Source organism: Deltaproteobacteria bacterium, from assembly GCA_030654105.1.
Lineage (GTDB): Bacteria > Desulfobacterota > SM23-61 > SM23-61 > SM23-61 > JAHJQK01.
Map to the genome: position 1 here is coordinate 13028 of JAURYC010000309.1, position 14715 is coordinate 27742.

At 50.3% G+C, this 14715-nt stretch carries 16 protein-coding genes; 14 read left to right on the forward strand and 2 right to left on the reverse strand.

What is annotated here, in order from left to right; all coding sequences use genetic code 11:
• The first annotated feature begins 85 nt into the window (after positions 1-85).
• From ftsH to Q7V48_13505, 10 genes are all read left to right on the forward strand, one after another.
• Positions 86-1930: an ATP-dependent zinc metalloprotease FtsH gene (gene ftsH, locus Q7V48_13460; protein ID MDO9211733.1), complete on the forward strand. Its 1845-nt coding sequence runs from the start codon at positions 86-88 to the stop codon at positions 1928-1930.
• Positions 1931-2043: 113 nt separating this feature from the next.
• Positions 2044-2913, forward strand: a complete 870-nt coding sequence (gene folP / locus Q7V48_13465) for a dihydropteroate synthase (GenBank protein MDO9211734.1) — start codon at positions 2044-2046, stop codon at positions 2911-2913.
• A 34-nt stretch (positions 2914-2947) separates the two neighbouring features.
• Entirely contained in the window at positions 2948-4300 is a 1353-nt protein-coding gene (gene glmM / locus Q7V48_13470; GenBank protein MDO9211735.1) for a phosphoglucosamine mutase, read from the forward strand.
• A 137-nt stretch (positions 4301-4437) separates the two neighbouring features.
• Positions 4438-5184 (forward strand): pyridoxine 5'-phosphate synthase, encoded by a 747-nt coding sequence (locus Q7V48_13475; GenBank protein ID MDO9211736.1) that lies wholly within the window; start codon positions 4438-4440, stop codon positions 5182-5184.
• Positions 5185-5239: 55 nt separating this feature from the next.
• Positions 5240-5617 (forward strand): holo-ACP synthase, encoded by a 378-nt coding sequence (gene acpS, locus Q7V48_13480; protein MDO9211737.1) that lies wholly within the window; start codon positions 5240-5242, stop codon positions 5615-5617.
• A gap of 85 nt (positions 5618-5702) precedes the next feature.
• Positions 5703-7307, forward strand: coding sequence for an NAD(P)H-hydrate dehydratase (locus tag Q7V48_13485; GenBank protein MDO9211738.1), 1605 nt, complete (start codon positions 5703-5705; stop codon positions 7305-7307).
• Between the two features lie 6 nt (positions 7308-7313).
• The gene (gene tsaE, locus Q7V48_13490) at positions 7314-7820 is read left to right on the forward strand and encodes a tRNA (adenosine(37)-N6)-threonylcarbamoyltransferase complex ATPase subunit type 1 TsaE (GenBank protein MDO9211739.1); all 507 of its coding nucleotides are present in this window, start codon (positions 7314-7316) and stop codon (positions 7818-7820) included.
• Position 7821: 1 nt separating this feature from the next.
• Positions 7822-9057 carry an aspartate kinase gene (locus Q7V48_13495; GenBank protein MDO9211740.1) on the forward strand — a complete coding sequence of 412 codons (1236 nt, stop codon included), beginning with the start codon at positions 7822-7824 and terminating at the stop codon, positions 9055-9057.
• Positions 9054-10652, forward strand: a complete 1599-nt coding sequence (gene cimA / locus Q7V48_13500; GenBank protein ID MDO9211741.1) for a citramalate synthase — start codon at positions 9054-9056, stop codon at positions 10650-10652. Before Q7V48_13495 ends, cimA begins: the two co-directional genes overlap by 4 nt.
• Positions 10649-11233 (forward strand): ComEA family DNA-binding protein, encoded by a 585-nt coding sequence (locus Q7V48_13505; GenBank protein ID MDO9211742.1) that lies wholly within the window; start codon positions 10649-10651, stop codon positions 11231-11233. Before cimA ends, Q7V48_13505 begins: the two co-directional genes overlap by 4 nt.
• A gap of 20 nt (positions 11234-11253) precedes the next feature.
• Here Q7V48_13505 and Q7V48_13510 read toward each other — a convergent pair whose 3' ends face one another.
• Both Q7V48_13510 and Q7V48_13515 read right to left on the reverse strand, forming a co-directional pair.
• Positions 11254-11493 carry an Lrp/AsnC ligand binding domain-containing protein gene (locus Q7V48_13510; protein MDO9211743.1) on the reverse strand — a complete coding sequence of 80 codons (240 nt, stop codon included), beginning with the start codon at positions 11491-11493 and terminating at the stop codon, positions 11254-11256.
• A 72-nt stretch (positions 11494-11565) separates the two neighbouring features.
• The gene (locus Q7V48_13515; GenBank protein MDO9211744.1) at positions 11566-11778 is read right to left on the reverse strand and encodes a hypothetical protein; all 213 of its coding nucleotides are present in this window, start codon (positions 11776-11778) and stop codon (positions 11566-11568) included.
• A gap of 244 nt (positions 11779-12022) precedes the next feature.
• On the opposite strand from Q7V48_13515, the gene Q7V48_13520 reads away from it, so the two are divergent.
• The 4 genes from Q7V48_13520 to Q7V48_13535 all read left to right on the forward strand — a co-directional run.
• Positions 12023-12772, forward strand: coding sequence for an NAD-dependent deacylase (locus Q7V48_13520; protein ID MDO9211745.1), 750 nt, complete (start codon positions 12023-12025; stop codon positions 12770-12772).
• A 144-nt stretch (positions 12773-12916) separates the two neighbouring features.
• Positions 12917-13399 carry a bifunctional nuclease family protein gene (locus Q7V48_13525; GenBank protein MDO9211746.1) on the forward strand — a complete coding sequence of 161 codons (483 nt, stop codon included), beginning with the start codon at positions 12917-12919 and terminating at the stop codon, positions 13397-13399.
• 275 nt (positions 13400-13674) lie between these two features.
• Entirely contained in the window at positions 13675-14346 is a 672-nt protein-coding gene (locus tag Q7V48_13530) for an HAD family phosphatase (GenBank protein MDO9211747.1), read from the forward strand.
• A 160-nt stretch (positions 14347-14506) separates the two neighbouring features.
• A partial coding sequence (locus Q7V48_13535; protein MDO9211748.1) for a hypothetical protein occupies positions 14507-14715 on the forward strand: 209 nt, incomplete at its 3' end.

Genomic DNA, 14715 nt, shown 5'->3' on the forward strand with positions numbered 1-14715 from the left:
GCTATAAATAACACTAGATTATTTGACTATTCATCCCATTCCACCTGAGGAAGCACGTAGAAAGAAATTTATGGGGGGAAAAAATTTGAGCCCCTTTTATAAAAACTTAGCTCTTTGGCTGGTCATCAGCTTGATGATGATTCTCCTCTTTAATCTTTTCAACCAACCGCGCACCTCCCAGGAAAAGGTAATTTTCAGTGAATTTTTGGCCGCCTTAGAACGGGGAGAAGTAAAAGAGGTTACGATCCAGGGACACAACCTCTACGGCCGTTATGCCAACCGCAAAGAATTCAAGACCTATGCGCCCAATTATCCTGACCTGATCAAAGCCCTAAAAGAAAAGGACGTGAAGATTTCGGCCAAGCCTGAAGACGATTCCCCCTGGTATATGACCCTGCTGGTCTCCTGGTTTCCGATGTTGCTTCTGATCGGCTTTTGGCTTTTTTTCATGCGCCAGATGCAAGCTGGCGGCACCAAAGCCATGTCCTTTGGCAAAGCCAAGGCCAAATGGCTCACCGAAAAACAACAAAAGATGACTTTTGTTGATGTAGCCGGCATTGAAGAATCGAAGGAAGAACTCCATGAAATCCTTGATTTTCTCCGCGATCCCAAAAAATTTACCATATTGGGGGGACGGATTCCCAAGGGGGTTCTGTTGGTAGGGGCCCCCGGAACCGGTAAGACGCTTTTAGCTCGGGCCATCGCAGGGGAAGCCAACGTTCCCTTCTTTTCCATCAGCGGTTCGGATTTTGTGGAAATGTTCGTGGGCGTGGGCGCCTCCAGGGTCCGGGATCTTTTCATCCAGGGGAAAAAGCATGCTCCCTGTATTATTTTCATCGATGAAATTGACGCGGTGGGGCGCCATCGGGGAGCTGGACTCGGGGGAGGGCACGACGAGCGCGAGCAGACTCTCAACCAACTATTGGTGGAAATGGATGGATTTGAATCCAACGAGGGAGTGATTATTGTAGCCGCTACCAACCGACCTGATGTTTTAGACCCCGCCCTCCTGCGCCCAGGGAGGTTTGACCGGCAAGTCGTGGTTCCCCGGCCCGACGTCAAAGGACGGGAGGAAATTTTAAGGGTCCATACGCGCAAAACTCCCTTAGCGGAGAATGTAAACCTTTCCGTGCTTTCCAGAGGCACTCCCGGCTTCACGGGGGCGGACCTGGAAAATCTGGTCAACGAGGCAGCCCTTTTGGCTGCGCGCCGGGGCAAAACCAAATTGGAAATGGATGATTTCGAAGCTTCCAAAGATAAGGTTCTGATGGGGGTTGAGCGGCGGACAATGTTTATCAGCGAAGAGGAAAAACGCCTTACCGCTTACCATGAGGCGGGCCACACCTTGGTAGCCAAATTTCTCCCCGGTGCTGACCCCATTCATAAAGTTACCATTATTCCCCGGGGTCGGGCCTTAGGAATAACCCAGCAACTACCTGCGGAAGACAAACATACCCTTTCCAAAGAATATATTATTAACAAGATTGCCATTTTTTTGGGGGGGCGGGCTGCGGAGGAGCTGGTCTTGAATACCCAGACCACTGGAGCTGGGAATGACCTGGAAATGGCCACGGAGTGGGCCCGAAAAATGGTCTGCGACTATGGAATGAGCGATAAAATAGGTCCTCTTACTTTCGGTAAAAAAGAGGAATATATTTTTCTCGGGCGGGAAATTGCTCAACGCAAAGATTACAGCGAAAAGACCGCTGTAGATATCGACACCGAAATCAAGCGGATCGTTTTAGAAAATTATGACCGGGCCAAGGATATAATTCTCCAGCATATGGAAAAAATTCATCACTTGGCGTCAGTTCTACTGGAAAAAGAAGTCCTGGCCGGGGAAGAAATTGACCAGGTATTGGGATTAAAAACATCCATTCCCGCATCTACCCCCCCCAAGGAATTGGTTCAAGAGGGGAGACTTCTTTAATAGAAGGGCAAAAGATCACGGGCCAAGGGTTGTGTTCTTTCTCTGCCCTGGTCTCTTGACCTTTGGCCCTTATTTTTTATTTATTCACCGCCGAGAACGCAGAGAGCGCCGCAATGAACCCTCTTTTTCTCCGTTTTCGCAAAAAAAGCTATGACCTTTCCCAGCGCACGCTCATCATGGGCGCGTTGAATGTAACCCCGGATTCTTTCTCCGATGGAGGTCACTTTTTTGATCGGGAAAAGGCAATAGAAGAAGGGTTGCGGTTGGCGCAGGGGGGCGCGGACATCCTGGACATCGGCGGGGAATCGACCCAACCCGGGGCGAAACCGTTAGATGCGGAGGAAGAAAAAAGACGGGTCATTCCGCTCATCCGGACCTTGGTTCAGAAGATCGACATCCCGATCTCCGTGGATACGCGGAAGGCACGCGTAGCGGAAAAGGCCTTGGAAACAGGGGCGGAAATGATCAACGACATTAGCGCCTTGAGGTTCGATGAACGCATGGCCGAAGTGGTGGCGAGATGGAAGGTTCCAGTGGTTCTTATGCACATGCGGGGCAATCCGGAAACCATGCAGCTCGATACCCATTATGATGATTTCTTAGGAGAGATTCTGAGTTTCTTCAGGGAGCGAGTGGCCTTCGCCGAATCTCGGGGAATTCCTGCAGACCAGATCGTTTTAGACCCGGGGATTGGTTTCGGGAAGTCGTTGGAAGAACAGCATAACCTGATCCTTTTAAAATATCTGCAAAACTTTAAGGTTCTGGAAAAACCTTTGCTCATCGGAACTTCCCGGAAAGCTTTCATCGGTAAAATACTGGGACTCCCTCCCCAAGAGAGAGAAGAGGGAACGATGGCTACGGTGGCCGTGGCCATTCTCAATGGAGCGAACATCGTGAGGGTACACGAAGTGGAAAGAATGCGCAGGGTTGTCCAGGTTACCGACGCGGTGCTACGATGTACCCTTCGAACCCCACTTTCCTGAATGGTCTTTAAAAGATTTGGAGGAGAAAGGAAATATGCGGAAACTCTTCGGGACAGATGGCATTCGGGGGGTGGCGAACATCGATCCGATGACCACCGAAATGGCCATGCAGTTAGGACGCGGGGTAGCCTATATTTTCAAGAATAAAGATAAACGTCACCGGATCGTCATCGGAAAAGATACCCGGCTTTCCGGATACATGCTGGAAAATGCCCTGGTAGCCGGTATTTGTTCCATGGGCGTGGATGTGCTTCTGGTTGGCCCATTACCTACTCCAGGTATTGCTTTCCTAACATCTTCGATGCGGGCAGATGCCGGGATTGTGATCTCAGCTTCCCATAACCCTTTTCAGGACAATGGCATCAAAATATTTTCTGGGAATGGGTTTAAACTCCCTGACCAGCTTGAAAACAAGATTGAGGAATTGATCTTCTCCGATCAGATTGATTCCTTGCGCCCTACGGCAGCCGAAGTGGGCAAAGCGTTCCGAGTGGATGATGCCGTAGGGAGATACGTCGTCTACCTAAAAAATTCCTATCCCAAAGAGTTTTCCCTGGACGGGATGAAAATCGTTTTGGATTGTGCGAACGGAGCAGCTTACCGGGTGGCTCCCGCAGTCTTTGAAGAGTTGGGAGCCGAGGTAATTGCTTGGAACATTGAACCTAACGGAGAGAACATTAACTGGCAATGCGGCTCCCTTTATCCGAAGTTAATCATGCAGAAGGTCAAGGATTGCGGGGCGGACATTGGGATTTCCCTGGACGGCGATGCAGATCGGGCTATCTTCTCTGATGAGCTGGGAAATCTTGTCGATGGGGACCGGATCATGGCCATCTGCGCCAATAGCCTGCACCAAGGCAAACGGTTAAGACGGAATACCCTGGTCGCCACGGTCATGAGCAATCTGGGTTTGGACTTGGCCATGAAGGAACGGGGAATTAAGGTCTTGCATACCCAGGTGGGGGATCGCTACGTGGTAGAAGAAATGGCCCGCGGCGGCTATAACTTAGGTGGCGAACAATCTGGCCACTTGATCTTTCTCGACTACAATACTACGGGCGATGGCGTTCTTTCGGCCTTGCAGGTTTTGGCAGTAATGAAAAGGGAAAATAAACGGCTATCGGAACTGGCAAAAATTATGACTCCGTTTCCTCAGGTACTGCTCAATGTCCCGGTCCGGCAAAAAAAAGATCCGCAGCGTATTCCCGAAATAGCTTCTCTCCTTAAAAAGATTGAGGCCAAATTAGTCGATCGCGGGCGCATCCTGGTGCGCTCTTCCGGAACGGAAAGCTTGATCCGGGTTATGGTGGAAGGGGAAAACGAGAAGGAAATCTCTGCCTTCGCGGAACAGATTGCTGAGTGTATTCGGAAAAAAATGGTGGATTAAATAGCGCTCAGCAATCAGTTTTCAGCGATCAGCAATATAAAACGAAAAAACAATAATTTTTAGAGAGTCCGGGGGAATTAAGTTTTCCAACTGAAGGCTGATCGCTGACAGCTGGAAGCTATGGGAAGGAGATAATAGTGCCCAAGCTCTCAGTAAATGTTGACCACGTGGCCACTCTCCGGCAAGCCCGGGGAGGAAAACAACCCGATCCCGTGGCCGCGGCCATCATCGCCGAACTTGCCGGGGCCGATGGGATTATTGTCCATCTGCGGGAAGATCGGAGGCACATCCAGGATCGGGATTTGGAGTTGTTACGCCAAGTCGTTAAAACCCGCATTAATTTAGAGCTGGCCAACACCGAGGAGATCATCCAAATGGCTTTGAGGGTCAAACCGGACCTGGTCACTTTTGTGCCGGAGCGTCGCCAAGAGCTGACGACAGAAGGGGGATTGGATGTTCAGTCCCACCGGGCTTCCCTCCAAAAAAATATACAGAGGCTGAAGAAGGCTGGGATTCCATCCAGTCTTTTCATCGATGCCAACCCCTTGCAGGTTAAGGCCAGCAAACAGGTAGGAGCTGATTGCGTGGAAATCCATACGGGGCAATATGCCGATGCGCCTGACGGCCAGGCCCGGCAAAAAGAATTTCTCCGGATCGCGCAAGCCATCCGGCAAGCCCGCCGCCTTGGCCTGCGGGTCAACATCGGGCACGGCTTGGATTACCGAAACGTCTCTCCCTTTACGGCCCTGCCTGGGATTGAAGACTATAGCATTGGACATAGTATTATCTCGAGGGCTGTGCTGGTGGGGCTGGATCGGGCGGTACGCGAGATGAAGGATTTAATAAATCAGCATACAGGAGACAGAATTCGGAATCCAGAATAAATAAGATTTTTTCTTCTCCTGCCTTCTGCCTTCTGAATTCTGGATACTAAGAACTATGATCTACGGGATTGGCATCGATCTTGTTCAGGTAAAGCGAATCGAGCAAGCCCTGGAACGATGGGGAGATCGATTTAAAAACAAAGTATTTACCCCAGGAGAAATTGATTATTGCTCGAGGAAAAGAAACTCTTCCCCGAATTACGCCGCCCGTTTTGCCGCCAAGGAGGCTTTGGTTAAAGCCCTGGGTATAGGAATGAGGAAGGGAGTTCACTGGAAAGATGTTGAAGTGGCTCGGGGGCCACTGGGCAAGCCCTTGTTAAAATTAAGCAGCCAGGCAGCGGAAGTATGTAAGCAAGAAAAAATCGCAGGGATCTTCGTGAGCATCACCCATGACCAGGAATACAGCAGCGCCATCGTCGTACTGGAAAAGTAAAGGACGAATAAATTAGCCACAGAGGGCACAGAGAACCCAGGCGGCGTTCTCTTCGCTCTCTGTGGTGAACCCTAAAGGGAAAAAGATGAAGCTGGCGACGGCAGAGATTATGAGGAGGCTGGATCAAAGGGCCATTGAGGAATTCGGCATTCCAGGATTGGTGTTGATGGAAAACGCGGCCAGATCCACGGTGAGCGCGATGTTCCGGCTTTTTCCTGACCTTTTGACCAAACGCGTAGGAATATTTGCCGGCCGGGGGAATAATGGAGGAGATGCCTTTGCCGTAGCCCGTTACCTACTCAATCGCGGGGTATTTTGCCAGGTATACCTTCTCACCGCCCAGGAAGAAGTGCAGGGCGACGCGGCCACGAACTTAAAAATTCTAACCCGCATGGGGGGAGAAATTTTCTCTGTCTTGAACGTGGAGGAGTTAGAAGCTCGCCAAGCTCAGGTCGCTAAGAATGATCTCCTCATTGATGGAATTTTAGGCACAGGCCTGAAAGGTCCCGTAAAAGGGCTCTACCGGGAGGTCATTGAATTCATCAATTCTCTCCATCTTCCCGTGGTGGCCATTGACATCCCCTCCGGATTGGATGCGGACAAAGGTCAAGTACTTGGTACCTGTATCCGCGCCAGTTTAACGGTCACTTTTGGGCTGGCCAAAAGGGGTCTTCTGGTACAGCCGGGGCTACAGTTCGTCGGGAAACTGGTTATTGCGGATATCTCCATTCCTTCCTCTGCCATTGAAGCTGAGCGAATTAAAGATAACCTGATCGAAGGGAGTGAATTTTCTCATCTCCTCCTTCCCAAAAAGCCCAACGCCCATAAAGGTGACTTTGGCCATCTGTTGGTCCTTGCCGGGTCCCCTGGAAAAACTGGGGCTGCGGCCATGGTCTGTCAGGCAGCCGTGAGGGTTGGAACCGGACTGGTTACCTTGGGCATCCCCGAGAGCTTAAACCCTATTATGGAAGTGAAAATTACGGAAGCCATGACCGAGCCTCTGCCGGAAACGCAAGATAAAACTCTCGCCTTTAGAGGCCATAAGAGGATCCGCGACCTTTTCTTCCACAAGAATGCCCTGGCCATTGGACCGGGTCTTTCCGTGAATCCGGAGACTGCCCGTTTGATCCGCAGAGTGGCCTTGGAAACCGATCTTCCCATGGTCATCGATGCCGATGGTCTGACCGCCTTTGCGGGCAAGATGGATTTGATCAGTAAAAAGAAGGGATGGGTCGTCTTTACTCCCCACCCTGGGGAGATGGCCCGGCTTTTGGAATCCTCTGTGCAGGAAATTCAACGAGATCGGATTCAAATAGCCAGAAATTTCGCCGAGACGTACGGCCTGATTTTAATATTGAAGGGAGCAAACTCAATTGTCGCCAGCCCGGAGGGAGAGATATTCATCAACCCCACGGGGAACCCAGGAATGGCCTCGGGCGGGATGGGAGATGTGCTCACCGGGATGGTGGGTGGGTTTCTCGCCCAGGGTTTTGTTCCGCTGGAGGCGGCGAAACTCGGCGTGTTCCTTCATGGGTTAGCGGGTGATTTGGTGGCCCACAAGAAGGGGGAAAGAGGAATGGCGGCCACGGACCTGCTTGAGGAAACTCCCCGGCTTTTACGAGCGTTGGCCCGCAGGAATGATCAAATCGATGATTTTTCTATTCCCCTAAGTGCCGCAAGGGTAGATTGAGCTGCCATGAACCCGGGAGGGCAAACAGAAAGGACCTGGAGGGTAAAGACGAAGAGCCCTGATCAAACGATGCATCTGGGCCAGATTTGCGGCGAATTGCTCACCCAAGGTTCGGTCATCGCCCTCATGGGGGACCTGGGCACCGGAAAAACCGTTTTCGCCAAAGGAGTAGCCAAAGGAGTCGGGGTGGTGGACGAGAGGGAAGTCACCAGTCCTTCTTTTGTCCTGGTGAATGAATACCAAGGTCGGTTCCCTGTATACCATGTAGATCTTTATCGCCTGGATAATGCGAGGGAGGTTCAAGATCTGGGCTGGGAAGAACTAATTTCCACTCCGGGAGTAACCTTGATCGAATGGGCGGAAAAAGTCTTACAGCTCCTGCCAGAGGAAAGAACGGAAGTTCACTTCGAGTGGGTAAGCGCTATTGAGCGAAAACTGATGTTCGTCGGCAAAGGCGAGGTTGCCCAAGGTTTGGTGCAATCCCTGGGCGAAAAATGGATGAAGGAGGAGTGAAGTGGCACTCATTGTCCAGAAATACGGGGGCACTTCTGTAGGGGATTTGAGTCGGATCCGCAATGTCGCCCGCCGCGTTGCTAAGACCCGTCAAGAGGGAAATGATGTGGTGGTAGTGGTTTCGGCCATGTCGGGGGAAACCGACCGGCTTATCCAACTCGCTTATCAAGCGAGCGACAACCCTGACCTGCGGGAATATGATGCTTTGATTTCTACGGGAGAACAAGTGAGCATGGCCTTGCTGGCCATTACCCTCAATGCCATGGGGGTTCCGTCAAAGTCATTTTTAGCACCCCAGATACGGATCATCACCGATAATGCCTTTGCCAAAGCCCGTATCCAAAGAGTTGAGATTAAACGTCTGCGCAAGGAGTTGAAGGCAGGCATAATCCCTATCGTAGCCGGGTTCCAGGGGATGGATAAAAACGGAAACATCACCACGCTGGGTCGGGGAGGATCGGACACTACAGGAGTTGCCCTGGCTGCGGCCCTGAAGGCGGATGTCTGCGAAATCTATACGGACGTAGAAGGGGTTTATACAACGGATCCCAATATCTGCCAGGAGGCCCGCAAGTTGTCCCGCATTACCTATGATGAGATGATGGAAATGGCTTCGCTGGGGGCGAAGGTGCTTCAGATTCGTTCGGTGGAATTTGCCAAGAAATATAACGTCCCCATTCATGTTCGGTCATCTTTTTCCGAAAAGAATGGGACTTTCGTTATCAAGGAGGATGAGAAAATGGAACGGGTATTAGTCTCTGGCGTCACCTACAATAAGAACGAGGCGCGCATCACTGTCGTCCGGGTCCCGGATAAACCAGGGATTGCTTCCAGGATCTTTACGCCTATTTCCGATGCCAATATCCTTGTGGATATGATTATTCAAAATAATAGCGCTGACGGGTACACCGACTTAACTTTTACCGTCCCCAAGGTGGATTTCAAGAAAGCTTTGAAACTGGTGAAAAAAGCGGCCGAAGAAATCAAAGCCCAGGAAGTCCTGACCGATGAAAACATTGCTAAAGTTTCCATCGTTGGGGCAGGCATGGTCAGCCATGCCGGTGTGGCCTCGAAAATGTTCACAGCTCTGGCCAATGAAAATATAAATATCTTGATGATCAGTACATCGGAAATCAAGATTTCCTGTGTGGTTGATGCCAAATATGGTGAGTTAGCTGCCCGGGTATTGCACCAGGCGTTCGGACTGGATAAAGGGGAACTGCGGAAAGAGCCATGAGTATAAAAAAACGACCGGAAAGAAAAATCGTTTTTTACGATACCACGTTGCGGGACGGAACTCAAGCCGAAGACATTTCTTTTTCCGTGGAAGACAAAGTTCGCATCGCCCTTCGCCTCGATGAGCTGGGAATTGACTATATCGAAGGGGGTTGGCCGGGATCTAACCCCAAAGATATGGCTTTTTTTCGGGAGATCCGCAATTATTCACTAAAAAAGTCCACGATTGCCGCCTTTGGCTCCACGGCCAAAGCCCGCACCGCACCGGAGGCGGATGCCAATTTGAAAGCTTTGTTGGGAGCCAAAACCCGGGCTGTCACCATCTTCGGTAAGTCTTGGGATATACATGTTCGCGATGCCCTACGGATCTCCCTGGAACAGAACGTGGCGATGATTCGTGATTCGTTAAAATTCCTGAAGACCGCCGTCCCGGAAGTTTATTATGATGCCGAACACTTTTTTGACGGGTTTAAAGGCAACCCAGAATACGCTCTGGGCACTCTCCAAGCAGCGCAGGAAGCCGAGGTCGACAACATCGTTCTTTGCGACACCAACGGCGGAACCCTGCCCAGCGAGATCACCGAGATCATCCGGGCGGTCCAGGAAAAAATTGCTCTTCCCTTAGGCATTCACGCTCATAACGACACCGAGATGGCTGTCGCCAATACGGTGGCTGCCGTCCAAATGGGGGTAGGCCACATCCAGGGAACGATCAATGGCTATGGCGAACGCTGCGGCAATGCCAATCTTTGTTCCATTCTTCCTAATCTGCAATTTAAGCTTAAGCTGGACTGCCTCAGCGAAGCGCAGATGGGCAAGCTGAGGGAGATCTCCCATTTCGTGGCTGAATTGGCCAACCTCCAACCCAATAAACACCAACCCTACGTCGGTTCGAGCGCTTTTGCTCACAAAGGTGGAGTTCACGTTAGCGCCATCGCAAAGAACCCGCAAACCTACGAACATATCCCGCCGGAGAAGGTAGGAAACCATCGTCGCGTTCTGGTCTCGGACCTGGCCGGCAAGAGCAATATCCTGCAAAAAGCAGCCGAATATCAAATCGACCTGCACCCCAAAGATCCGTTGACGCATGAAATTTTGAACACCCTCAAGGAATTGGAAAATCAGGGTTACCAGTACGAGGGGGCTGAAGCCTCTTTTGAACTTCTGATGAAAAAGGCCTTGGGCGCACAAAAGAGATATTTTGAACTAATCGGGTTCCGGATCCTTTCGGAAAAGCTGCGGGAAGACCGCGCCCCGGTTTCCGAAGCCACCATTATGATTAAAGTAGGGGGAAAGGTGGAACACACTGCGGCCACCGGCAATGGCCCGGTGAATGCTTTGGACAATGCCCTTCGCAAGGCCTTGGAAAAATTCTATCCCCAGTTAACCGATATGGAACTGGTGGATTACAAAGTGCGAGTTCTTTCTGCAGGAAAGGGTACAGCGTCCAAAGTCCGCGTGCTCATTGAGTCCGGAGATCATCAGGACAAATGGGGAACCGTAGGGGTTTCAGAAAACATCATTGAGGCCAGCTGGCAAGCCTTGGTCGATTCCATAAACTATAAACTTTTAAAGGACGAGAAGGCTAAAAAATGACCCGAGAGCAGCAGGGGGTGGTTCTCTTCCTCGCCTCTTTATTGGTCCTTTTCTTCTTCTTAACGTCTCATTCTTCTCCTCCGTCTTTACCGGTCCGCTTTGTTGCCGCAGGTGATTTCTCCTTGAAAAAGTCTGGGGAAGGGGAGTTCTTGGTCGAAGTAGACGGGAGCGTCAACCGGCGCGGGGTTTACCCGGTGGCAAGGGGGGAAAGTATACTCGATGCCATCGAGAAAGCGGGAGGGATCAAGGATAAAATTTCTCTGCCTCCTGAAATTCTTCAGACCAAAATTGAAAAAAGCTGTCGCCTAAATGTTCTGCCGGAAGGGAACGAAAAAGGAAGAATAACGGTGGAACCCTTAGCCCCGCAAAAGCTTCCGGTACTTTCCATTCCGATTAATATCAACACGGCAAGCCTTGAAGAGTTAAATACGCTGCCCGGCATCGGGCCCAAAATCGCCCAAGCCATTATCGACTACCGGGAGCAGGGCGAAAAATTTACCTCTCCGGAAGACCTCCTCCGGGTCAGCGGCATCGGGCCCAAGAAACTGGCCGCCATCCGCCCGCACATCACTGCTCCCTAAAGCAGGAGGGCAAATTCAATTCAATGCGCATCAATGACCACGTTGGTCAACGTGCGCAGGACCCCGGTTATGCCCTGGATTTTGGAGACGATGAAGTCTCCCAAGACGCTGATGGAATCAGCTTCCACGAAGGTGATTACATCATAAGGGCCGGTAACCGTATGGGCTGTTTTGACCCCTGGAATTTGGGCGATCTCCCGGGCAATCACCCTGGCTTTACCCTGAGTTGTCTCGATAAAAATGTAGGCAGAAATGGCCATGGCATACCTCCCCATTTGGAGATTGCGGAACGTGGAAACAATAGTTCGGAGTATCTATCTAAAACTCCTAACTCATAACTCCGCTCTGATTTGGTTTAAAGACGTTCTACAATTAACGATACTGCTTCTCCCCCCCAGACAAAGAGAAACCATTCCCCGTTTCGCTTGCAAATCTTCCATGGCATAAAGAAGGGTAGTAAGGACGCGGGCACCGCTGGTTGTCCGGACCGCACTGACAATGACCGCTTCTTCCCTAGTTCCTCCCATCCGAATTTTTAGGATCATTCGTAAAGGAAAAAAATTCTGCCTAAAGATTACCTTTCCAATCCCTCTTTGTCAAACCTTTTTCAATTCAATAAAAAATAGTTCGGAGTAATAAGTTCAGCGTATGGAATTTAAAGATTCAATACTCCGAACTCCAAACTATGAACTATGAACTCTTCGCTTTTCATTTATCCTTGCCAAAATCCTTCATTCTGATAGAATTTTTTATTCCCAGAAGTCATTAAAAATGGGAAAAGGAGAAAGCATGGATGAAGACTTAATCAAAAAAACTGCCCAAGCCATTCTCCAAGCTAAAAAAGTGGTGGCCTTCACCGGAGCCGGGATATCGGTAGAAAGCGGGATTCCGGATTTTCGCGGGCCCTCAGGTCTTTGGGAGAGGTTCGATCCCATGGAATATGCCACCATCGAAGCGTTCTACTCCAATCCCCAAAAGGTTTGGACCATGCTCAAGGAAATGGGAAGCTTACTGGAAAAATCCAAGCCCAATCCAGCCCACCTGGCCTTAGCCAAACTTGAACAGGAGGGCTACCTGAGTTCCATCGTTACCCAAAATATCGATAACCTACATCAGGCTGCCGGAAGCAAAAGGGTCATTGAGTTTCACGGCAGCGGCAAAAGATTAATCTGCATGATTTGCGGCCGAATGTACGAGAGCCAAGGAGTCAAACTGGAGCCGCTCCCGCCCCGTTGCTCATGCAGCGGTGTGCTAAAACCCAATTTTGTATTTTTCGGGGAACCAATTCCCTGGGGGGCCCACATGGAAGCCAGGGAAGAGGCAGGCAGCTGTGAACTGATGCTGGTCATCGGCACATCTGCTGTGGTATCTCCGGCTTGCGACTTACCGGTAATCGCCAAAAAGGCCGGTGCGAAGATCGTAGAAGTGAACCGGGAAGAAACCCAACTTACCCGCTATATATCCAACTGGATTCTAAAGGGTTCGGCCAGTCGGATCCTGCAGAACCTTCTGGACGAAGTTCTGGAGGATAAAAGGTGAATGAGAAAAAACTGGCTTTTTATAGTTGACGGCCATATAATAAAATAAGTTAAGCCCTCTCACCCTTCCCCTCTCCCCCGCAAACGGGGGAGAGGGCAGGGGTGAGGGGGGAGGAGCGCAGAATATCCTGGCAAGGGGGATACCATGGTGGAGATGAAAGTGCAGGGCTTGTTTTTTGATTCGGAGACGAATCAGTCCATCGTTGTCCTCAAAGAAGAGGCTACGGGAAGAACCTTACCCATCTGGGTGGGCCTCTTCGAAGCCAATGCCATCACCATGGGTATCGAACATACCTGGACCCCCCGCCCTATGACTCATGACCTAATAAAAAATGTCATTGAAGGGATGAACGCCAACGTGCGCCAGATTACGGTAAATGACCTGCGCTCCAACACGTTTTACGCCATCATTTACCTGGAAGTCGATGGGAGGGTAGTGGAGATTGATTCCCGACCCAGTGATGCCATCGCTTTGGCCCTGCGCGTCAAAGCCCCCATATTTGTTGCTGAGAAAGTGCTGGAGTCGGTCGGCCATACGGACCCCAAAACGAAGAAAGAAACCTCGGATAAATGGATTGACGATCTATTTGACAAACTGAAACCCGAGGACTTTAAAACAGAAATGTGAGGATTGATTCGGCCATTGGCCCGCTCCCCAAACAAATTGATCCCTCTCCCCCCTTACGCCTTGCTCCATACGTTTTTAGCCGAATACCTGGCCCCTTTTAAATTGGTTACTGGATCCGATTTTGTTATTAATACAAGCGCATTAATTTTTTTATCCCCACTCGACTCCCCCTCACCCCATCCCTCTCCCCCTGTGGGGGAGAGGGGAAGGGTGAGGGGATTAATATCGATGGATTTATTACGTTTGTATTAGTAAATAGTTGGCAGAGGAATAGAATGCCATCTTATAAATTAGCCCTTTTTGATTTAGACGGTACTCTGACCAAAGAACGGAGTGCCTGGGAATACATCCATAGACGTTTAGGAGTCTGGGACGGATATGCAGAAAAATATCAAGAGGCATTCTTGCGGGGAGAAATTACTTACGACCGCTTCTGCCGGCTGGACGCCGCGATCTGGAAGGGGATGAAGGTTTCTGATTTGGAGAGGATCTTGAAAGACATTCCTCTCTATGAAGGGGTGGAAGACTTTTTACAATACCTGCGTTCCAGAGGAATCAAGCTGGGAATCATTTCCTCTGGCCTTACCATTTTATCGGAGAGAATGCAGAAAGAATTCGACTTTGATTATGCTGTGGCCAATGAATTGAGGGTGGCCGATGGTCTCCTCACCGGGGAAATTAAAATCAACGTTCACTACGACCAGAAAGGAGAGTGGGTTAGGGAGGCTCAACGCCAATTCAACGCCCGTCAAGAGGAAATTTTAGCCATCGGCGACAGCGCGGGAGACATTGATATGTTCCAAATGGCCGGGCTCTCGATTGCCTTTAACCCCCTTTCAACCCGCTTAGAGTCGTTAGCCACTTTTTCTGTGCACAGCATGGACTTACGCGACCTGATCCCTTCTTTGGCTCCCCATCTCGGGATACCGGAAACCAATAAAGATTAAAGAGTAAGTAGAGAGTAGAGAGTTGGGAGTTGCAAAAAATGAGAAATCTTCCATAGTTTTTCACGCTTTACTCTTTGTGCTCCTTTGATAGAATAATTCTACAGACCTTTTCCCATGGCAATCCCTTCGCTCGAGGAAGTTAGAGGTTATAGGAGTTTGGATGAGCTGGTCTGGGAGTTGGTGGAAAAAATTATTGATTCGCCGGGGAGGATTTCTCCTGCAAATAGCCATCGTAACCACCTGGGTGGTGATGATGGGTTTGCTGGTTGAAAGGACCCTCCTGAAACCGGAAGCGCTGAAAATCACCCCTGCCCTGGCCAAAGAAAGGGTTAAGGCGGGTGAGGATTGGTGGGGGGTCTATTGGCAAGG